Below are 20,162 nucleotides of genomic sequence, written 5' to 3'. Positions count from 1 at the left end.
TTCTCCTTATAGTGGTTTAAGCGTCAGGCACGGTCTTCAGGTTTTCCAGCCAGGCAGCTGCTTCCGAATCGCTCGGCGCGCGCCAGTCGCCGCGCGGCGACAACGAGCCGCCGGAACCGACTTTCGGCGCGTTCGGCACACAGGTGCGCTTGAACTGGGAAGTCTGGAAGAAGCGCTTCAGGAAGATGCCCAGGTTGTGTTTGATGTCTTTCAATTCGTACTGGTTGCGTGCCACGTGCTCGTCTTCCGGCCACTGGCCGACGTCGCGGTCGCGCCAGGCGTGGTGCGCCAGGAAGGCCACCTTGGCCGGCGAAAAGCCGAAGCGCAGCGTGTAGTACAGGTTGAAATCCTGCAGTTCGTACGGGCCGATGAAGTCCTGCGTCACCTGCGCCGGCGCCGTGTCGCCCGACTTGCCGGGCACCAGCTCGGGGCTGATTTCAGTATTCACCACGGCCAGCAGCACGCTCGAATTGACATCGCCGAACTGCTTGCTCTCGGCCACCCAGCGCACCAGGTGGGTGATCAGGGTCTTCGGCACGCTGGCGTTCACGTTGTAGTGCGACATATGGTCGCCCACGCCGTAGGTGCACCAGCCCAGCGCCAGTTCGCTCAGGTCGCCGGTGCCGATCACGATGCCGTTGTGGTGGTTCGCCATCCGGAACAGATGGTTGGTGCGCTCGCCTGCTTGCACGTTTTCGAACGTGATGTCGTATTGTTCCTTGCCCTCGCTGTACGGGTGGCCAAGGTCCTTCAACATCTGGATGCAGCTTGGCCGGATATCCACTTCCATCGCAGTGCAGCCGACGAACTGCATCAATGCGCGCGCCTGGTCCAGCGTGCGGGTGCTGGTGGCAAAGCCCGGCATGGTGGCCGCGATGATATTGGTGCGCGGCAGGCCGAGATGATCCATGGCCTTGGCGCAGACCAGCAGCGCATGGGTCGAATCCAGCCCGCCCGAGACCCCGATCACCACTTTCCTGATGCCGGACGAAGACAGGCGCTGCACCAGCGCGCTGACCTGGATCTGATAGACCTCGTTGCAGCGCTTGTCGCGCAGTTGCGGGTTGGACGGCACGTAAGGGAAGCGCGCCACATGGCGTTCCAGCGGCAATACCCGATGCGACGGCAGCTCGACCGGGAAACGCGCGGTCCGGAACTGCGCCACTTCGGCTTTGTGACGACGGGTGGAGTGGCCGAAGGTGGTGGTACGCATGCGTTCGCGCGACAGGCGCTCGAGGTCCACGTCGGCGAAGATGATGTGCGATTCTTCGGCGAAGCGCTCCGACTCCGCCAGCATTTCGCCGTTCTCGCAAATCAGTGCCTGGCCATCCCAGGCCAGGTCGGTGGTCGACTCGCCGCGGCCGGCCGAGGAATACAGATACGCCGCGAGGCAGCGCGCCGACTGCTGGCCGACCAGTTGGCGGCGGTAATCGGCCTTGCCGACCAGGATATTCGATGCCGACAGGTTGACCAGCACGGTCGCCCCGGCCAGCGCGGCAAAGGACGACGGCGGGATCGGCACCCAGACATCTTCGCAAATCTCGATGTGGAACTTGAACAGCGGCAGGTTCTCCAGCTCGAACAACTGGTTGGCGCCGAACGGCACCTGCTGGCCCAATAGTGAAATCTCGCTGGAAATCGCCTCATCGGCCGCGCTGAACTGGCGCGCCTCGTAGAACTCGCCGTAATTCGGCAGGTAAGACTTCGGCACCACGCCGCGAATCACGCCGCCCGACACCACGATCGCGCAATTGAACAACTGATGATCGACCCGCAGCGGCGCCCCCACCACCAGCGCCGTCGGGATACGGCTCGAAGCCTCCACCACGGACTGCAAGGCCTGCAGCACCCCGTCCAGCAACGCGCGCTGGTGGAACAGATCATCGCAGGAATACGCCGACAGCCCCAGTTCGGGGAACGCCACCAGCAGCGCGCCCTTGGCTGCCGCCTCCTCCGCCAATGCGATCGTCTGCGCCGCGTTAAACAACGGATCAGCCACCCGGCAGCGCGGCACGCCAACCGCCACGCGGGCGAAATCATGGTGGTACAAATTATGGAAGGAATGCGACATAACTCAGCGAGGCCAAAGGTGATGGCGAAGATTTTAACATTGCCCCCGCCCCTGCGTACGGCCCAGCCCGTGTCCCATTTGGGGTGTGACCCCAAGGTGGGACACGGGCTGGGCCGTAATTGGCTAGAATGGCCGGATGACATACCGTACCAGCGTCCTTTCTTCTCTCGCCGACGTCGCCTCTGCCGAATGGGACCGGCTGGCGGCGGGCAATCCCTTCCTGTCGCACGCCTTCCTGCATGCCCTGCACGAATCGGGGAGCGCGTGCGCCGATACGGGGTGGCAGCCGCAATTCCTGGCTGTATGGGAAGGCGACAGCCTGGCCGCCGCCATGCCGCTGTACGTCAAATCCCATTCCTACGGCGAATATGTGTTCGACTGGGCCTGGGCCGACGCCTATCACCGCAACGGCATCGAGTACTACCCCAAGCTGCTGTCGGCCATTCCCTTCACGCCAGTCACCGGCCCGCGCCTGCTGGCGCGCGATGCGGCGGCGCGCCGCGCCCTGCTGGCGTTCCTGCAGGAGCAGCAAGGCGTGGCCGGCATGTCCTCCACCCACATTCTCTACCCACCGGAAGACGAAGCGGAACAGTTGCGCGCGGCGGGCTTCATGCTGCGGACCGGCGTGCAATTCCACTGGCTGAACCAGGGCTACCAGAATTTCGACCAGTTCCTGGACACGCTGGAACACAGGAAGCGCAAGAACATCCGCGCCGAGCGCCGCAAGGTCAGGCAAGCCGGCATCACCATGCGCCAATTGCGCGGTCAGGAAACGGTCGAGCAAGACTGGCGCTTTTTCCACCGTTGCTACAGCAACACCTACGCCGAGCACCGCTCGTCGCCCTACCTGAACCTGGATTTCTGGCTGCGCCTGGCCCGTACCATGCCGCACAACCTGCTGCTGGTAGTGGCCGAGCGCGATGGCCAGCCGCTTGCCTCTTCACTGCTGATCCACACCGCAGACACCCTGTATGGCCGCTACTGGGGCGCGATGGAACACATCCCCTGCCTGCATTTCGAGGCCGCCTACTACCAGCCGCTCGAGTTCTGCATCGCCAACGGCATCAAGACCTTCGAGGGCGGCGCACAGGGCGAGCACAAGATGGCGCGCGGCTTCCTGCCGCAGAAAACCTGGTCCGCCCACTGGCTGGCCCACGCCGCTTTCAGCGACGCGGTGGAACGCTTCCTGGAGCGCGAGGCAGGCGGCATCGATGCCTACCTCGATGAACTGAACGAGCACACGCCCTTCCGCTAGCGCGGCGCGCGGTGGCTGCTGCCAGGCTGGCCCGGCACCGGCTGGATGCCCGCCTCGTCATCGTCCAGTTCTTCCGCCGCCAGCGCCGTATTGGCGGGGCCATGCAGCACCGCGCCTTCGGCGGAGAAGCGCGAACCATGGCACGGGCAGTCCCAGGACCGTTCGGCCGGATTCCAGTTAACCGCGCAGCCAAGGTGGGTGCAGGCAGCCGACATGGCATGCAGTCCGCCGTCGTCGTCGCGGTAGACCGCCAGCTTCCTGGCGCCGCGGTTCAGGATAGCGCCCTGCCCCGGCGCGATCTCCACTGCCGACTCCACTTCCCCGCCGCGCAGCCAATCGCCGTACTGCGCCAGGGTATTGGCCTGCTCCTGCATGAAATCGCGCATGCCCTGGATCGGCTTGCGCGCCGGGTCGTACAACTCGGCCCAGGGATTTTCCCGTCCCATCACCAAGTCGCGCACGATCATCGCGCCAAGCGTGCAGTGCGTCATGCCGGTGCCCGAATCGCCGCTGATGACGTACACCTGGCCGTTGTCCATCGGATTGCGGCCGAGGAAAGGCAGGCCGTCCGCCGGCTCCATCACTTCGCCGGACCAGCGCAAGGTCACCGCTCCGGCCATCGGGAAGCGCTGGCGCACCCAGGCTTCAAGCTGGTCATGGCGGTGGCGCGGGTCATGGTCCTGCCCGACCTTGTGGTCGCATCCGCCGACGATCAGCATTTCGTGGCCCGGGCTGGCCCCGCCCGATTCCAGCCGCACGTAGTAATAAGGGTCGCCGGTATCCCACAGCAGCATGTGCGGCAAGGAGCCGGTGGGCACTTCGACGCCGATCACATAGCTGCGGTAGCCGTTTTGCTTGGTATGCAGGACGACGCGGTTGTTGAACGGCGTATTGGTCGCGACCACCACGGCGTTCGCCAGCACGCGGCCGCTGGCCGTGTTCACATGCAGCTGGTCGCCCACCCGGTCGATGCCGATGGCGCGGCTGTTGCAGAAAATGCGGCCGTCGCGCCGGCGGATGCAGTGCGCCAGTCCGTCGAGGTATTGCAGCGGGTGGAACTGCCCCAACTGGGCGTAGCGCACGCATGAGCCGCTTTCAAACGGCAGTCCCGGCACCTGCGGCAGCAGCTCGACTTCCAGCCCGGCGCGCGTGGCCGCCTCGCTTTCGCGCCGGATCTCATTCGGGTCGCCGCTGGCGGAATACAGGTAGCCATCGAGCCGTTCGAACCCGCAGTCCAGGCCTTCGCTACCGACGATGGTCGCCACCTGGTCGATCGCCGCCATCTGGCCGGCGGCCACCAGCCTTGCGTTGACTGAGCCGAAGTCCTGCTCGATACAGTGGTACCACTCATCCGGCGGCATCAGGTGGGCCGTGGTGCGGCCGGTTTCGCCGCTGCCCAGCTCACGCGCTTCCAGCAAGATCACGCGTTGCCCTTCCAGCGACAGCAGGTAGGCGGTAGTCAGGCCGGCGATGCCGCCGCCGATGATGCAGGTATCTGCCTGCAGTTCGCCGCTCAGATGAGGCGTGGCGGCGACGGGGGCGGTTTTCGCCCAGACCGACAATGATCCTTCCATCTTGCGTCCTCCCTGTCAGGGTTCACGCAAGGACTATACAAAAAAAGCGCCCCGCGGGGCGCTTTCTTCAAACAGGCCGACAATCAGCCTTCTTGTTTGGCGGCTTGTGCTACGCCGTGCATGATTTCTTTCTTGGCTTCTTCCGGGCCGTGCCAGCCATCAACCTTGACCCATTTGCCTGGCTCCAGGTCCTTGTAGTGCTCGAAGAAGTGCTGGATCTGTTGCAGGCGCAGGTCCTGCAGGTCTTCCGGCTTCTGCCAGTGCTTATAGATCGGCAGGATCTTATCGACCGGCACCGCCAGCACTTTGGCGTCCTGGCCGGCTTCGTCGGTCATTTTCAGCACGCCGATGGCGCGGCAACGCACCACCACGCCAGGGATCAGCGGGAACGGGGTGATCACCAGCACGTCGACCGGGTCGCCGTCGTCGGACAGGGTGTTGGGGATGTAGCCGTAGTTGCACGGGTAGTGCATGGCGGTGCCCATGAAACGGTCCACGAAGATGGCGCCGGATTCCTTGTCCACTTCGTACTTGATCGGATCCGCGTTCATCGGGATCTCGATAATCACGTTGAAATCGTTCGGCAGGTCTTTGCCGGCCGGTACTTTATTCAGGCTCATGTTTTTCCTCGGGTTAATGCTTTTTTGAACAGTCTAACCTTGCAATTATAGCGAAGTGGGCGCCGCTTGTGCGGCGCAGCACCGTCACAAGATAGTTGCCAAGGCGCACTGGCGATAGTGGTTCGCCGCTTCTTCGGGCTGGGACAGCGCTTCGTGCAACTGCGCCAGCTTGAGGTGGGATTCGCGCACCATGCGCGATTCGGAGGCATCGGACAGTGCTTGCTCCAGGTAGCGCTGGGCCTTGCCCCACAGTTTTTGCTTCAGGCACAGGGAACCCAGGGTTAGCGCCAGTTCCGCGTCGTTCGGGCGCTCGCGCACCCAGCCTTCGCAATGCTCGATCTGCACCAGCAGCGCGGCGGAACCGACCGGCGCGGCCGCGTCGCGGTAAGCGCGCAGCACGCGTTCATCCCAGTTTGCCGCCAGCGATTCCTCGCACACCACGCGCGCTTCGTCGTGCAGGCCGCGTGCATTCAGGGCGGTGGCGGCGCGGCAGGCGACGTATGGCTTCAGGCGGTCGGCGGCCGGGATGGTACTCCACACGCGTTGCAGCGATTCGGCGTCGTGCGCGTTATCGGACATCAGGTCGTCGTAAGCCAGCTCGCGCAGGCGCGCCGACAGGGCCGGATGCAGGGCCTTGTGCTTGTCCAGCAGGCGCACCAGGCGCAGCACTTCAGGCCAGTTCTTGGCTTGCTGTTCGGCCTTCAACGACCATTGCAGGGCGTGGATATGGCGGGTGCCGCTGGCATTCAGTTCGCGCACGGCTTCCAGCGCAGCCTCCGGTTGATGGTCGTCGACCAGCAGTTCGGTCATGGTCATCAGGCGCGCCGTTTTCATGCCGTTGTCGCTGGCGATGCGGGCCAGCCACTGGTCGCGGCGGGCTTGCTGGCGCATGCGGTGCGCGGCGCGGGCGCCGATCAGGGCGGCGACGCCGGCATTCTCCGGCAATTCGGCAGCACGCAGCGCGGCCTTCTCGGCATGGCCGAAGCGGCCTTCGAACAGGGCTTTCAGCGCATCGCGCAGGCCCTTATTGCCATCGCGTTCACGCTTGTTCTGGCGGTAGGCCGCCACTTTGCGCGGCATGTTGACAGTGGCGTTGAAGGCGCGCACCAGGAAATGCACCAGCAGGAAGGCCGCAACCAGCAGCACCATGAAGAAGTTGAGCGACAGGTCAACGCGGTAAGGCGGATAGAACAGCACCACATTGCCCGGATTGAAGCGTGCCGTCACGGCAATACCGATGGCCGCAGCCATCATCACAACGAGCCAGATAAAGAGACGCATTATGGCTTCGCCTTGTAGTTGCGCACCGCGTTCAGGCTATCGGCCAGCGTCGGCATTTCGATCTGCAGGTTGCTGCCTTGCAGTTGGCGCAGCAGCTGCTGCGCGGTCTTGGTCTGGATGGTCTTGGTGTCGAAGTAGCGCGCCAGCGACTCCTGCGCGGCCAGCAGGTCGGCGCGGAAGGCGGCTTCGTTACGGGACAACAGGGCCATGCGCGCGTTCAGCAGGCGCAGTTTCAGGTTCTCGCGCAGGAAGTAGGCTTCTTCCGGCGCCAGCATGATGGCGTCCGGCGTTTCGACGCGGCGCACGCGGATCAGGGTCGACACTTCCGACCACATATCGCTGCTCCAGTCCTGCCATACGTTTTTCAGGCGGTCGCCCCAGCCTTCTTCGGCTTCCGCCGGCGCGGAAGCCGCGTCCTTGGCTGCCGCGCCCTTGCCTTTTGCCTTGGCCGGTGCATAGGCTTTGCGCTCGGCCGGCGCCGGCGGCGCTGGCTTGGCGTCGGACAGCATCGGCAAGCCATCGACCTGGGCGATCACGTTATCCAGGCGCACGGCCAGGCCGACGTTGTCGACGTTCGGCAGCGCCTTCAGGCGTTCGATGTCCTTGGCGATGGCGCGGCGGATGGTGATGAATTGCGGCTTGTCGGAACGGGACAGGCTGCGGTCGGCGTTTTGCAGCGCGATCAGCGCGCCTGGCACGTTGCCGGCCAGTTGCAGCTGCTGGCTGGCGGTGGACAGCACTTGTTCGATCTCGGCCAGCGCCCATTCGTCGCGGTTCTTCGACATGTCCTGGTACAGCTGCTCCAACGCGAGCTGCTGCGCCTGGGCTTCCTGCTGGCGGTTTTCCAGCACGCCTACCTTGAGCTGGATTTCCTTGGTCGTCTCCTGGACAGTTTTTGCCAACTGGCTGGTCTGCCCGTTCAGCGAATCGCCCTGCTGCAGGCGGCGCGCCATCTCTTCACGCAGGCGGAACACCTGGTTTTTCGAGTAGAAGGCTTGTGCGGCCAGCAGAATGCCAAGCACCACCACCGCGATGGTAAGCGGCTGGCGCAACGCGTCGCGCTCCTGTACCGGCGGGCTCGCTGGCGCAGTCTGGGCGGCATTTGGAGTCTCGACGGCCGGCGCAGTCTGCGGATTTGGCGGGGCGTCTTTGTTGTCTGTTTGGTTAGGCAAATCGTTCATGGACGTGATTGTAACGCGGCGAGGACCCGTTCGTCGCCTGATCCTGTGAGAGTGACATGCAGGAAACCCAAATCCCTTGCCGTTTCAGCAATGCGGGAATGCGGGACAATCAGGTGATGATGTTGCAACAATGCAACGATTGTCGACGTGTTTAATGCATTTAACAGCCCGACCAGGCCGCGCAAGGCTTCGGAACTGGTGACGATCCAGTCCGCTGGCGCGGCGGCCAGCGCGGTCAATCGCTCGGCCAGCGCCGGCGTCAGTTGCGGCACGGCGCGGCGGTAGGCTGGCAGCACCGTGACTTCGGCGCCGGCCGCGCGGAAGGCGTCGGCCATCAGTTCGCGGCCGGACTCGCCGCGCACGATCAGGACCCTGGCGCCGCGCAGGGCCGGCAGGTCGAGGGCTTGCAGCAGGTGTTCGGTGTCGCTGTGGGCGGGGTCGGCGGGGCTGGCGATATGGCTGGCAGGGATGCCTTGGGCCAGCAGGGCCTGGCGGCTGGCCTCGCCCACCACCGCGGCTTGCAGTCCTGGCGGCCATGCCGGGATGTGGCCGAAGGCTGCCTCGATCGCGTTTGGAGAAACGAAGGCGACCAGTTGGTAGCTTGTCAGGCCAGCCAGGGCATCGCGCAACGGCGCCTGGTCGGGCAAGGGGCTGATTTCCAGCAGCGGCAACACCTCGACTTCGCGGCCGAGTGCGCGGATGCGGCCGGCCAGGGGCTCGGCCTGCGCGATGGGGCGGGTGAGGATGACGCGGCGCGGCATTGGAAAACCGGTAAATAGTGTCAGACCCAAGGGCCTGACACTGGTGTGCGGAGGACGTCGGGCATGGCGGGCATGGCAGGCATCCGGGCGGCGCTTATACCGACGGTGCGGCGTTGGGGTTCATGGCGTCGGCCTGCTCCGCGGCGCAGGCGGCGAGGATGGCTTCGGCATCCTGGGCACGCAGTTGCTCGGCGACTTGGGCGCCCAGGGCTTCCGCGTCGGCGGCAAGACCTGTCACTTCGGCGCGGGCGACGCGGGTGCCATCCGGCGTAGCGACCATCGCGCGCAAGTGCATCCGGCCGCCGTCGACGGTGGCGAAGGCCGCCAGCGGCACCTGGCAGGAGCCGCCGAACACCTTGGACACCTTGCGTTCCGCCGTCACGGCTTGCGCGGTCGCCAGGTGGTTCAGGGGGGCCAGGATGGCTTTCATGTCCAGTCCATCGCCACGCTCGGCGATTTCGATCGCCATCGCGCCCTGCCCCGCGGCCGGCAGCGAATCGTCCGGCGCCAGCAGCGATTTGATGCGCTGCGGCAGGCCGAGGCGTTTCAGGCCGGCGGCGGCCAGGATGATGGCCGCATAGTCGCCGCGATCCAGCTTGCCCAGCCGGGTATCCAGGTTGCCGCGCAAAGGCTTGATCACCAGGTGCGGGTAGCGCGCCGAGATCAGCGCCTGGCGGCGCAGGCTGCTGGTGCCGACAATGGCGCCGGCCGGCAGGTCGGCCAGCGAGGAGTAGTCGTTCGAAACGAAGGCATCGCGCGGATCTTCGCGCTCCAGCACGGCCGCCAGCGCGAATCCCGCCGGCAGTTCCATCGGCACATCCTTCAGCGAATGGACCGCCAGGTCAGCGCGGCCCTCTTCCATCGCCACCTCCAGCTCCTTCACGAACAGCCCCTTGCCGCCCACCTTCGACAGCGCGCGATCGAGGATCTGGTCGCCGCGGGTGGTCATGCCCAGGATCTCGATGCTGCACTGCGGATATAATTGAGACAAGCGAGCCTGGACGTGTTCGGCCTGCCACATGGCGAGCCGGCTTTCGCGCGAAGCGATCACCAATTTGGAAGGGAGCTGTTGGGCCATTTCAGGAGTATTCAAGACCAGTTCTTTCGCTGTTGCTAGCGCCAAACCGGCGTTCACCAGTTTATTGCGCATGATTGGGACCACAAATTCTAGCATGCGCGCCCCCATGCAGAGAGCGGGCCACAAGCCTATTGCACGACCATTCTTATCTTTTGACTGATTAACTATGGCAAATCAAGTAAGTGCAACAGACGAACAAAACCAGAGCGCCGATAAAGACGCGCCGTTGAAGGAAGATATTCGCCTGCTGGGCCGCCTGTTGGGCGACGTCCTGCGCGAACAGGAAGGCGAAGAAGTCTTTGCCGTCGTCGAGACGATCCGCCAGACCGCTGTCCGCTTCCGCCGCGAAGCCGACGCCGGCGCCGCCAAGGAACTGGACGGCATGCTGAAGATCCTGACACGCGAGCAGACCATTACGGTGGTGCGCGCCTTCTCCTACTTCTCCCACCTGGCCAATATTGCGGAAGACCAGCACCACATCCGCCGCCGCCGCGCCCACCTGCTGGCCGGTTCGGCACCGCAGAAAGGCAGTATCAGCTTTGCGCTCGACAAGCTGAAAGAATCCGGCGTCGAACTGGACACCGTGACCAGCTTCTTCAAGGAAGCCCTGATCAGCCCCGTCCTGACCGCCCACCCGACCGAGGTGCAGCGCAAGTCCATCCTCGACGCGGAACACGATATCGCCCGCCTGCTGGCCCAGCGCGACCTGCCGTTGACGCCGAAGGAACGCAGCAGCAACCTGCACATGCTGCGCGCCCGCATCGCGACACTGTGGCAGACCCGCATGCTGCGCTACTCCAAGCTGACCGTGGCGGACGAAATCGACAACGCCCTGTCCTATTACCGCATCACCTTCCTGCGCGAACTGCCGGCCCTGTACGACGATATCGAAACCGAGATCGCCGAGCATTTCGGCACCGGTGCGCCTGCCATCGACGCCTCCTATGTGCAAATGGGCAGCTGGATCGGCGGTGACCGCGACGGCAACCCGAACGTCAACGCCGGCACCATGCAGCACGCGCTGGAGCGCCAGGCCACCACCATCCTCGACTTCTACCTCGACGAAACCCACGCCCTGGGCGCCGAGCTGTCAGTGTCGACCCTGATGATCGGCTGCTCGCCTGCGTTGCAAGCCCTGTCCGACGCCTCCACCGACACCTCCGACCACCGCAGCGACGAGCCTTACCGCCGCGCCCTGATCGGCATGTACGCCCGCCTGGCCAGCACCGCGCGCGCCCTGGGCGCCACCAATATCCTGCGCAAGGAAGTGGGCCACGCCGAGCCTTACCCGTGCCCGGCCGACTTCTCGGCCGACCTGCAGGTGTTGATCGCGTCGCTGGACGCCAACCACGGCTCCGTGCTGGCCCGCCCGCGCCTGACCACCCTGAAGCGCGCCGCCGACATCTTCGGCTTCCACCTGGCGTCGCTCGACATGCGCCAGTCGTCCGATATCCATGAACGCGTGCTGGCGGAGCTGTTCGCCAAGGCCGGCGTGCAGTCCGGCTACGGATCGCTCGACGAAGATGCCAAGGTCAAACTGCTGCTGGCGGAGTTAGCGCAACCACGCCTGCTGTATTCGCCGTACATCGCGTACTCGGACGAGACCACCTCCGAGCTGGCCATCCTGCGCACCGCGCACGATATCCGCCAGCGCTACGGCAAGCGCGCCATCCGCAATTACATCATCTCGCACACCGAGACCGTGTCCGACCTGCTGGAAGTGTTCGTTCTGCAGCAGGAAACCGGCCTGCTGCGCCAGGGCGCCGACGGCGAACACACCTCCGACCTGATGGTGATCCCGCTGTTCGAAACCATCCCCGACCTGCAGCGTGCCGCCGGTATCATGGAATCGCTGATGGCGGTGCCGATGGTGCAGAAGCTGATCGCCAAACAGGGCCAGACCCAGGAGGTCATGCTGGGCTACTCGGACTCCAACAAGGACGGCGGCTTCATGACCTCCAATTGGGAGCTGTACAAGGCGGAACTGGCCCTGGTGGAAATCTTCGCCAAGGCCGGCGTCAAGTTGCGCCTGTTCCATGGCCGCGGCGGCACCGTCGGCCGTGGCGGCGGCCCAAGCTACGAAGCGATCCTGGCGCAGCCGAAAGGCACCGTCAACGGCCAACTGCGCTTGACCGAACAGGGCGAGATCATCGCCTCCAAGTTCTCCAACGCCGAAATCGGCCGCCGCAACCTGGAACTGCTGGTCTGCTCGACCCTGGAAGCGAGCCTGATGCCGCCGCCGGCCGATGCCTGCCACGGTCCGCGCCTGGCCGGTTTCGAAGCGGTGATGGCCGAGATCTCCGAGCTGGCCTACAAGGCGTACCGCAACCTGGTGTATGAAACCCCGGGCTTCACCGACTACTTCTTCGCGGCCACCCCGATTGCGGAAATTGCGGAACTGAACCTCGGCTCGCGCCCGGCTTCCCGCAAATCGACGCGCCGCATCGAAGACCTGCGCGCGATTCCATGGGGCTTCAGCTGGGGCCAGTGCCGCCTGCTGCTGCCGGGCTGGTACGGTTTCGGCTCCGCCATCGGCGCCTGGATCAATGCCGGCAGCAAGGAAGAACAGGATGGACGCGTGGCGCAGCTGCGCGACATGTTCCGGCACTGGCCGTTCTTCGCCACCCTGTTGTCGAACATGGACATGGTGCTGGCCAAGACCGACCTGGCGATCGCCTCGCGCTACGCTGAACTGGTGACGGACAAGGAACTGCGTGAGCGCATCTTCAAACGCATCACCGAGGAGTACCACCAGACCCTCGATTGCCTTGAATCGATCACCGGCACCCGCGACCGCCTGGCGGGCAATCCGCTGCTGGCGCGCTCCATCACCAACCGCTTCCCTTACCTTGATCCGCTGAACCACTTGCAGGTGGAACTGATCAAGCGCCGCCGCGCGCTGGGTAATGAGGAAGAACGGGCCGATCCGCGCGTCAACCGCGGCATCCACCTGTCCATCAACGGTGTCGCCGCCGGCCTGCGCAACACCGGCTAAACGCCACTGGCGAACGGGCCCGGGGAAATCCGGGCCCGCTTAGCAAAAAAGCCATAACTACGTCATAATCATGCGCTCTGATATGAGGAGAACGTATGTTCCGTTTGACGCTGTTAGCTGCACTGCTTTTGCCCTCCCTCGCCCTGGCTGACGACCAGGTCCGCAAGTTCGACGCCTTCTACGGCATCAATGTCAAAGGCCCGATCAGCGTCTATGTCGACGTTGGCAAGGAGCAGTCCGTCAAGATCAGTGGACGCAAGGAGTACATCGACAAGGTCAGCACCGTTGTCGAAGGCGGTGTGCTGCGCGTGGTCTACGAAAACACCAACAAAGCCCCGGTGAACGTGAAGGAAGGCGACAAGATCACGGTCACCGTTCCGGCGTTGACCAGCTTCCGCGTGCTGGGCGCCGGCGAGTCGCGCGTCACCAACATCAACGGCGAGCGCATCGACATCAGCTTCGAAGGCGCCGGCGCACTGTACGCCAGCGGCAAGGTCAAGCTGCTGCGCATGAAAGGGCAAGGCGTTGGCCAGGCCGACCTCAAGGACCTGCATGCAGAACGCGCCGACGTCAATTTCACCGGCATGGGCGACATCAGCATCTACGCCAGCGACACCTTGAACCTGATCGTCGAAGGCATGGGCAACTTCACCTATTACGGCGACCCGAAGCACATCAACAAATCGGCCAAGGGAATCGGCAACGTCAGCCGGGGCAAATAAGCCGCGCATGCGGCAGCTCTCGGGTTGCCGCAAATCCCATTGAGCGGTACAAGGCCTGCGCGCGGGCATTGGCCGCTCCCACGTGGAGCATGGGGCGCACGCCTTGTTGCTGCATGCCGTGCATGATGAACTCCACCAGCTGGCGTGCATAGCCGCGCCCCGTGAAGTCGGGATGCGTGCAAACCGCGCTCACCTCGCGCAGATGGCCAAGGTCCATGCGTTCCCCGCTCAGCGCCACCAGCCGGCCCCCATCGTCGTGGATGCCGGCGTACCGGCCCATCTCCCCGGTGCGCGGCCGGAAGTAACCGGGAAAGGCGATATCGGTCAGCGCCACCATCGCCGGATCGTCGGCGGCCAGCACGCGGATCGCCTCGGCATCCGGCGCCACGAGCAGGCCACCTTCATACACCATCTGCAGCACGCCGGATAGCGGCTGCAGCGACCAGCCTTGCGGCAGCGCCGGCATGGCGCCGAGGAAGTAATAGCCTTCGCCAACGCCGTCCAGATCGGCCGCGGACAGTGCCACGCCCTGTTCCGCGACTGCGATGAACGGTGCTACGGCGGCCGGATAGCGGCGGGCAGCACCGGTCGGAATGCTAAAATGTTGCTGCGCGGAGGTCAGCGCAGCCCAGATCGGGTTTTCCAATTCCTGCATACGAGTTCCAATGTCCAATTTCCCAGCCTGCCCAACATGCCAGTCCGAGTATACCTATGAAGACGGCGATAATTACGTTTGTCCTGATTGCGCCCACGAGTGGCCCAGGCAGGCTGCCGAAGCAGCCGGCGAATCCGTACGCGTCTACAAGGATGCCGCCGGCAATATCCTGCAAGATGGCGATACCGTCACCGTGATCAAGGACCTTAAACCAAAAGGTTCGGGCGGCGTGATCAAACAAGGCACCAAGGTAAAAAACATCCGCCTGGTCGACAGCGACCATGACATCGACTGCAAGATCGACGGCTTTGGCGCCATGAGCCTGAAGTCGGAGTTCGTCCGCAAGGTGTGACAATTTGCGAATATTTATTCGCAATTTTCCCGTATAGTCTCCCGGAATAATTCTTATTTACCGGAGACTGCCTATGAAGCCTGCTTCGCTTGCCCTGACCATTGCACTGGCCCTGCCCTTCGCCACCACCCAGGCCGCCGGCCCGATGGGCGAACGAAAAACAGAGTCCAGCAGCATGACCGGCATCAACGCGGCAGGCGAATGGGTGGGCGAGATCAAGGATGAAGATGGCAAGCGCCGCGCCATCCTGATGTCTCAGGGCCGCCGCATCGAGATCGGCACCTTGGGCGGCAGCGACAGCACCGCCAACGCCATCAACAACCAGGGCATGGTCACCGGCGGCGCCCTTACCTCCGGTAACGCGTGGCATGCCTTCCGCTACGACGAATCCCAAGGCATGCGCGACCTGGGCACCCTGGGCGGCAGCAGCAGTGTGGGCACCGCCCTCAATGAAGCCGGCCACATCGTCGGCTACGCCGACACCGCAGACGGCAACTATCACGCCTTCGTCGACACCGGCATCGCCATGCTCGACCTGGGCACTTTCGGCGGCAAGAACAGTTATGCCACCGGCGTCAACGCCAATGGCTACGTGGTGGGCGCTGCGCAGCTGCCGAACGGCTACCGCCGCGCCTTCCTCTACAAGCCGGGCAGCGGCATGATCGAGCTGCCAACGCTGGGCGGCCGCGTCAGCGTCGCAACCGGCGTCAATGACCATGGCGTGGTGGTCGGCGCCTCCGAGATGGAGGACCATAGCTGGCACGCCTTCATGTACCAGAACGGTCGCATGATCGACCTGGGCGCCATGATCGCCCATGGCTCCAGCTTCGCCAACGGCATCAACAACAACGGCGACATCGTCGGCACCGTGCGCATGAAGGACCACGACGCGCCGCACACCTTCATCTACAAAAACGGCCGGATGCAGGTGCGCTCCGGCTACGAAAGCCTGTACCTGACGCGCGACATTACCGAAGACGGCAAGGTGATCGGCTCCAGCTACACAGGCCACGTCTTGAAATCGGGCGCCGTTGATTCGGTCAGGCCGGACCACGGCCTCAAGCCGGTCGACTGGTTGACCATCGGCTTCCTCGCCATCATTGCTGTCGCGGCAGGATTCAAGGCGCGCGAGCATGTCCGCAAAGGTTTCGATTTCAGCAAGCGCCTGATGCTCTCTATCGCATAGCAGCAATGTAACGGCTTGTTTCCCGTGGGCCGCCCGCTGTGGCGGCTTACTTTTTCTATGCAATACTCGCCGGATGAAAACACACATCCGAATCGTCCCAGCCCTGTTGCTGGCGGCAAGCTGCGTGCACGCGCAGGAAAAGCCGGCGGTCGAAGGCGCCGCCAAGGCGCCTGCTGCCGCCGAACGCCCGGCCGAGACCAAGGCTTTCGACCGCACGCTCAAGGCCGAGTCCTCCGTCAGCAAGAACAGCACTGTCACCATCCGGGGCAAGTCCGTACCGTACAAGGTCACGGCCGGCACCCAGCCCGTGTGGGACAAGGACGGCAAGGTGGTGGCTTCGCTGTTCTACACCTACTACCAGCGCAGCGATGTCGGCGACAAATCGCGCCGCCCGCTGGTGCTGTCCTTTAATGGCGGGCCCGGCTCGGCCTCGGTATGGATGCACATCGCCTACACCGGCCCCAAGGTGCTGAACATCGATTCCGAAGGCTACCCGGTCCAACCCTACGGAGTGAAGGACAACCCGAATTCCATTCTCGATGTGGCAGACATCATCTACATCGACCCTGTCAACACCGGCTTCTCGCGCATCCTCGACCCGAAAGCCGACCGCGCGGCATTCTTCGGCGTCAACGCCGACATCAAATACCTGGCCGACTGGCTGCAGGCGTTCGTATCGCGCGAAGGCCGCTGGACATCGCCAAAATTCCTGATCGGCGAAAGCTACGGCACCGCGCGGGTTTCCGGTCTGGCGCTGGAGCTGCAGAACTCGCACTGGATGTACCTGAACGGCGTGGTGCTGGTATCGCCGACTGGCTTGGGCCTGAAGCGTGACGGCCCGGTGGGGCAGGCGCTGTCCCTGCCCTACTACACCGCCGCCGCGTGGTACCAGAAAGCACTGCCGGCCGAACTGCAGAAAAAGGACCTGAAAGAGGTGCTGCCGGAAGCGGAATCGTTCGCGGTGAACGAGTTGATCCCGGCACTGGCCAACGGCGGTTTCCTCGACGCGCAAAGGCGCAATGCCGTCGCGGCAAAAGTGGCGCATTATTCAGGCCTGCCGGAAAAGGTGGTCGTGCAGAACAACCTGAGCGTGCCGGTCGGCACCTTCTGGAAGGAACTGCTGCGCGACAAAGGCTACACGATTGGACGCCTCGATTCGCGCTACCTCGGCATCGACAAGAAGGATGCCGGCGACAAGGTCGATTACAACGCCGAGCTGACCTCGTGGCTGCACTCCTTCACGCCAGCCATCAACTACTACCTGCGCGACGTGCTGGGCTACAAGACCGACCTTACCTATAATATGTTCGGCCCGGTGCACCCCTGGGACAACAAGGACGACAACACCGGCGAGAACCTGCGCCAGGCCATGGCGGCCAATCCCTACCTGAAGCTGCTGGTGCAATCCGGATACTTCGACGGCGCCACCACCTACTTCGACGCCAAGTACACCATGTGGCAGCTCGACCCGAGCGGCCGCATGAAGGACCGCATGCGCTTTGAAGGCTACCGCAGCGGGCACATGATGTACCTGCGCGCGGAAGACCTGGTGAAGTCGAACGACGACCTGCGCGACTTCATCCAGAAGGCGCTGCCCGGCGCAGGCGTGCCCGCCAAGTACTAAAAAAAAGGAGGCCGAGGCCTCCTTTCTTCCTTGCTGACGAGCGATTACTTCTCGGTCAGGAATGTCTTCAGCTTGTCCGAACGCGAAGGCTGGCGCAGCTTGCTCATTGCCTTGGCTTCGATCTGGCGGATACGTTCGCGGGTCACGTCGAACTGCTTGCCCACTTCTTCCAGGGTGTGGTCGTTCGACATTTCGACGCCATAGCGCATGCGCAGCACCTTGGCTTCGCGCGGGGTCAGGGAGTCCAGCACTTCCTTGATCACGTTGCGCATCGAAGCGTGCAGCGCGGCGTCCAGCGGCGCCAGCGTGGTGTTGTCTTCGATGAAATCGCCCAGCTGGGAATCGCCATCCTCGCCCATCGGGGTTTCCATGGAAATCGGCTCCTTGGCAATCTTCATGATCTCGCGCACCTTGGACTCCGGCATTTCCATCTTCTGCGCCAGGGTTGCCATATCCGGCTCGGAGCCGGTTTCCTGCATGATCTGGCGCGAAATGCGGTTCATCTTGTTGATGGTCTCGATCATGTGCACCGGCACGCGGATGGTACGGGCCATGTCCGCGATGGAACGGGTGATCGCCTGGCGGATCCACCAGGTCGCGTAGGTAGAGAACTTGTAGCCGCGGCGGTACTCGAACTTGTCGACCGCTTTCAGCAGGCCGATATTGCCTTCCTGGATCAGGTCCAGGAACTGCAGGCCGCGGTTGATGTACTTCTTCGCGATGGAAATCACCAGGCGCAGGTTGGCCACGGTCATTTCACGCTTTGCGGTACGCGCGCGCTTTTCGCCGGCAGCCATCTGCTTGTTGATCTTGCGCAGGTCGGCCAGCGGCAGCGCCACGCGCTCCTGCAGGTCGATCATCTTGTTCTGCAGTTCCTTGATGGCAGGCACGTTACGGCCCAGCACCGCGCTGTACGGATAGCCGGCTGCCACTTCGCCGTCCACCCAATCCAGATCGGTTTCATTGCCCGGGAAGACCTTGATGAAGTGCGCGCGCGGCATGCCGCAACGGTTCACGCACAGTTCCAGCACGGCGCGCTCGATCGAACGCACCTGCTCCATTTGGCCGCGCAGGGTGTCGCACAGCTTTTCCACCACTTTCGCGGTGAAGCGGATGCCCAGCAGCTCGTTGGAGATGATGTCCTGCGCCTTCACATATGCGGCATTGCCGTAAGCAGCCTTGCGCATCTTGTCGAACTGGCTCGAGATCAGGGAGAACTTGGCCAGCGCATCTTCCTTCAGTTGCGCCAGTTGCTCGGTCGAATAGCCGGCAGCGCCGCCATTGACGTCGCCGTCTTCCTCCTCCTCGTCCAGCTCTTCGTCTTCCTCGTCTTCGTCGGCAGTAGCGGCGGCGACTTTGGAAGGCGCCGGAGTCGGCGCGTCTTCGTTCAGGTCGACAAAACCGTCCACCACGTCATCCACCTTCATCTCGTCCTTTTCGATCTTCTCGGCCAGGGCCAGGATCTCGGAGATGGTGGTCGGGCAGGCGGAAATCGCCTGGATCATGTCGCGCAGGCCGCCTTCGATACGCTTGGCGATCTCGATCTCCCCTTCGCGGGTCAGCAGCGCCACGGCGCCCATTTCACGCATGTACATGCGGACCGGGTCGGTGGTGCGGCCGAAGTCGGAATCGACGGTCGACAGCGCGGTGGCGGCGGCAGCTTCCACCTCATCGTCGCTGGCGGCGGTCGGCACGTTATCGGACAGCAGCAACGCTTCCGCATCCGGCGCGCGTTCGTAGACGGCGATGCCCATGTCGTTGAAGGTCGCGATGATGCCTTCGATCGCTTCCGGATCGACGATGTTTTCCGGCAGGTGGTCGTTGATCTCGGCGTAAGTCAGGTAGCCGCGGTCCTTGCCCAGGTTGATCAGGTTCTTGAACTGGGTGCGGCGCTTTTCCAGTTCCTCCGCATTGGCGCCGTCGGTCATGCCGAAAGCGTCGATACCCTTGGCCTTGCGCTCGCGCGCCTTGGACGCTGCCTTCAGTTCGGCGCGTTCCACGGCGTTCAGTGCCGCCACTTCATCGTTTTCCGGCGTGAATTCGCTTGGTTTGCGGCCGCGACGGCCTGGTACCTTCACTTGCGGCAGCAGGTAGCCCGAGGTGTCGATCGATGCCAGCACGGCGGCGTCGCGCACTTCAGTCACGGCGGCCGGGCCGGCAGTCACGGTCACCGGCGCAGGTTCGGCAGCCTTGGGCTTGCGGCCGCGCTTTGCAGGCGCCGCGGCTGGCGCTTCCTCGGCGACGACTGCCAGCGACACCGGCTTGGCGGCAGCGGTCTTGCGCGCACGGGTCTTCACCACCGCCTCGTCGGCCACGGCTTCCAGCGGCGCTTCCTCGACCGGCACGGCGGCCAGGCGGCGGGATTTCTTTACTACGGTGACTTTGCCTGCTTCCTCTTGAGCGTTGTCGATCACATACGAAAGGCTGGTCTTTGGCACGGCCAACGAGGCGCTGGTAGTGGAGGAGCCAGTGGACTTCTTGGCGGACAACGTCAGGGTCTTAGGTTTGGTCATTCAATATCTCTCTCAGCGCACCCAAAAGTACACTTATCGAAGGCTCGCGATGGCCCGGGTTCAGGGATAATCGGGAAAAGAAAAAGCCCGCTTGACCGGGCTCGATTCCGATGATTCAGTGATTAGAGAGGGCACATGCCCTGGAACTGGACTTCACAGGGCGGCGCGGCCCCGGCCGAAAACTCTTTACCAAACTGAATTCGCACCGTACTGCATTTGGCGCGTCTGCCATTATACAAGGTTTCGGACCGGACTGCACCCATTAATTCGATATCAAAACCACATCATGAGCGA

Annotated in this window: 15 protein-coding genes; 6 read left to right on the top strand and 9 right to left on the bottom strand. The window is 63.6% G+C overall.

The features are described 5' to 3' along the window. Positions 1 to 16 precede the first annotated feature (16 nt). A complete protein-coding gene (locus tag BM269_RS09475) occupies positions 17 to 2,071 on the bottom strand; it encodes an NAD(+) synthase (protein ID WP_090436774.1) in 2,055 nt (684 codons plus the stop codon). A gap of 136 nt (positions 2,072 to 2,207) precedes the next feature. Here BM269_RS09475 and BM269_RS09470 point away from each other — a divergent pair, with 136 nt between their 5' ends. Next, a complete protein-coding gene (locus tag BM269_RS09470; protein ID WP_090436773.1) occupies positions 2,208 to 3,326 on the top strand; it encodes a GNAT family N-acetyltransferase in 1,119 nt (372 codons plus the stop codon). Here BM269_RS09470 and BM269_RS09465 read toward each other — a convergent pair. The 6 genes from BM269_RS09465 to hemC all read right to left on the bottom strand — a co-directional run bounded on the left by BM269_RS09465 (position 3,323) and on the right by hemC (position 9,821). Next, positions 3,323 to 4,900 (bottom strand): FAD-dependent oxidoreductase, encoded by a 1,578-nt coding sequence (locus BM269_RS09465; protein WP_090436772.1) that lies wholly within the window; start codon positions 4,898 to 4,900, stop codon positions 3,323 to 3,325. The two genes, BM269_RS09470 and BM269_RS09465, sit on opposite strands and share 4 nt — an antisense overlap. An 83-nt stretch (positions 4,901 to 4,983) precedes the next feature. Continuing rightward, positions 4,984 to 5,520, bottom strand: coding sequence for an inorganic diphosphatase (gene ppa, locus BM269_RS09460; protein WP_090436771.1), 537 nt, complete (start codon positions 5,518 to 5,520; stop codon positions 4,984 to 4,986). 84 nt (positions 5,521 to 5,604) lie between these two features. After that, complete coding sequence (locus BM269_RS09455) at positions 5,605 to 6,801, bottom strand: heme biosynthesis protein HemY (RefSeq protein ID WP_090436770.1); 1,197 nt, start codon at positions 6,799 to 6,801, stop codon at positions 5,605 to 5,607. Further along, positions 6,801 to 7,982: a uroporphyrinogen-III C-methyltransferase gene (locus BM269_RS09450; RefSeq protein ID WP_090436769.1), complete on the bottom strand. Its 1,182-nt coding sequence runs from the start codon at positions 7,980 to 7,982 to the stop codon at positions 6,801 to 6,803. Before BM269_RS09450 ends, BM269_RS09455 begins: the two co-directional genes overlap by 1 nt. Continuing rightward, on the bottom strand, positions 7,979 to 8,743 hold the full coding sequence (locus BM269_RS09445; protein WP_090436768.1) for a uroporphyrinogen-III synthase: 765 nt from the start codon (positions 8,741 to 8,743) through the stop codon (positions 7,979 to 7,981). The genes BM269_RS09450 and BM269_RS09445 overlap by 4 nt, the downstream gene beginning before the upstream one ends. 94 nt (positions 8,744 to 8,837) lie before the next feature. Continuing rightward, positions 8,838 to 9,821: a hydroxymethylbilane synthase gene (hemC, locus tag BM269_RS09440; protein ID WP_090436949.1), complete on the bottom strand. Its 984-nt coding sequence runs from the start codon at positions 9,819 to 9,821 to the stop codon at positions 8,838 to 8,840. 166 nt (positions 9,822 to 9,987) lie between these two features. Here hemC and ppc point away from each other — a divergent pair, with 166 nt between their 5' ends. After that, a complete protein-coding gene (gene ppc, locus BM269_RS09435) occupies positions 9,988 to 12,816 on the top strand; it encodes a phosphoenolpyruvate carboxylase (RefSeq protein WP_090436767.1) in 2,829 nt (942 codons plus the stop codon). Positions 12,817 to 12,911: 95 nt separating this feature from the next. Beyond that, positions 12,912 to 13,538: a head GIN domain-containing protein gene (locus tag BM269_RS09430; protein ID WP_090436766.1), complete on the top strand. Its 627-nt coding sequence runs from the start codon at positions 12,912 to 12,914 to the stop codon at positions 13,536 to 13,538. Here BM269_RS09430 and BM269_RS09425 read toward each other — a convergent pair. Further along, on the bottom strand, positions 13,522 to 14,193 hold the full coding sequence (locus BM269_RS09425; protein ID WP_090436765.1) for a GNAT family N-acetyltransferase: 672 nt from the start codon (positions 14,191 to 14,193) through the stop codon (positions 13,522 to 13,524). The two genes, BM269_RS09430 and BM269_RS09425, sit on opposite strands and share 17 nt — an antisense overlap. A 10-nt stretch (positions 14,194 to 14,203) precedes the next feature. Here BM269_RS09425 and BM269_RS09420 point away from each other — a divergent pair, with 10 nt between their 5' ends. The 3 genes from BM269_RS09420 (at position 14,204) to BM269_RS09410 (ending at position 17,355) form a co-directional block, all read left to right on the top strand. Beyond that, positions 14,204 to 14,545 (top strand): zinc ribbon domain-containing protein YjdM, encoded by a 342-nt coding sequence (locus BM269_RS09420; RefSeq protein WP_090436764.1) that lies wholly within the window; start codon positions 14,204 to 14,206, stop codon positions 14,543 to 14,545. 73 nt (positions 14,546 to 14,618) lie between these two features. Next, on the top strand, positions 14,619 to 15,731 hold the full coding sequence (locus BM269_RS09415; RefSeq protein WP_090436763.1) for a hypothetical protein: 1,113 nt from the start codon (positions 14,619 to 14,621) through the stop codon (positions 15,729 to 15,731). A gap of 73 nt (positions 15,732 to 15,804) precedes the next feature. Then, the gene (locus tag BM269_RS09410; protein WP_090436762.1) at positions 15,805 to 17,355 is read left to right on the top strand and encodes a S10 family peptidase; all 1,551 of its coding nucleotides are present in this window, start codon (positions 15,805 to 15,807) and stop codon (positions 17,353 to 17,355) included. 44 nt (positions 17,356 to 17,399) lie between these two features. On the opposite strand, the gene rpoD is transcribed toward BM269_RS09410, so the two are convergent. Further along, positions 17,400 to 19,868, bottom strand: coding sequence for an RNA polymerase sigma factor RpoD (gene rpoD, locus BM269_RS09405; protein ID WP_090436761.1), 2,469 nt, complete (start codon positions 19,866 to 19,868; stop codon positions 17,400 to 17,402). Between the last annotated feature and the right edge of the window lie 294 nt (positions 19,869 to 20,162).

The organism is Duganella sp. CF458 (assembly GCF_900113115.1).
Lineage (GTDB): Bacteria > Pseudomonadota > Gammaproteobacteria > Burkholderiales > Burkholderiaceae_D > Rugamonas.
Note: the sequence above shows the minus strand (reverse complement) of the source record. Positions and strands in the feature narration are given on the sequence as shown.

Bases quoted from the DNA above. Each gene is read 5' to 3' on its own strand.
- BM269_RS09420 (WP_090436764.1), top strand. From the start codon at position 14,204: ATGTCCAATTTCCCAGCCTGCCCAACATGCCAGTCCGAGTATACCTAT.
- rpoD (WP_090436761.1), bottom strand. From the start codon at position 19,868: ATGACCAAACCTAAGACCCTGACGTTGTCCGCCAAGAAGTCCACTGGC.
- BM269_RS09410 (WP_090436762.1), top strand. From the start codon at position 15,805: ATGAAAACACACATCCGAATCGTCCCAGCCCTGTTGCTGGCGGCAAGC.
- BM269_RS09465 (WP_090436772.1), bottom strand. From the start codon at position 4,900: ATGGAAGGATCATTGTCGGTCTGGGCGAAAACCGCCCCCGTCGCCGCC.
- BM269_RS09475 (WP_090436774.1), bottom strand. From the start codon at position 2,071: ATGTCGCATTCCTTCCATAATTTGTACCACCATGATTTCGCCCGCGTG.
- BM269_RS09455 (WP_090436770.1), bottom strand. From the start codon at position 6,801: ATGCGTCTCTTTATCTGGCTCGTTGTGATGATGGCTGCGGCCATCGGT.
- BM269_RS09445 (WP_090436768.1), bottom strand. From the start codon at position 8,743: ATGCCGCGCCGCGTCATCCTCACCCGCCCCATCGCGCAGGCCGAGCCC.
- BM269_RS09450 (WP_090436769.1), bottom strand. From the start codon at position 7,982: ATGAACGATTTGCCTAACCAAACAGACAACAAAGACGCCCCGCCAAAT.
- ppa (WP_090436771.1), bottom strand. From the start codon at position 5,520: ATGAGCCTGAATAAAGTACCGGCCGGCAAAGACCTGCCGAACGATTTC.
- BM269_RS09425 (WP_090436765.1), bottom strand. From the start codon at position 14,193: ATGCAGGAATTGGAAAACCCGATCTGGGCTGCGCTGACCTCCGCGCAG.
- ppc (WP_090436767.1), top strand. From the start codon at position 9,988: ATGGCAAATCAAGTAAGTGCAACAGACGAACAAAACCAGAGCGCCGAT.
- BM269_RS09470 (WP_090436773.1), top strand. From the start codon at position 2,208: ATGACATACCGTACCAGCGTCCTTTCTTCTCTCGCCGACGTCGCCTCT.
- BM269_RS09430 (WP_090436766.1), top strand. From the start codon at position 12,912: ATGTTCCGTTTGACGCTGTTAGCTGCACTGCTTTTGCCCTCCCTCGCC.
- hemC (WP_090436949.1), bottom strand. From the start codon at position 9,821: ATGGCCCAACAGCTCCCTTCCAAATTGGTGATCGCTTCGCGCGAAAGC.
- BM269_RS09415 (WP_090436763.1), top strand. From the start codon at position 14,619: ATGAAGCCTGCTTCGCTTGCCCTGACCATTGCACTGGCCCTGCCCTTC.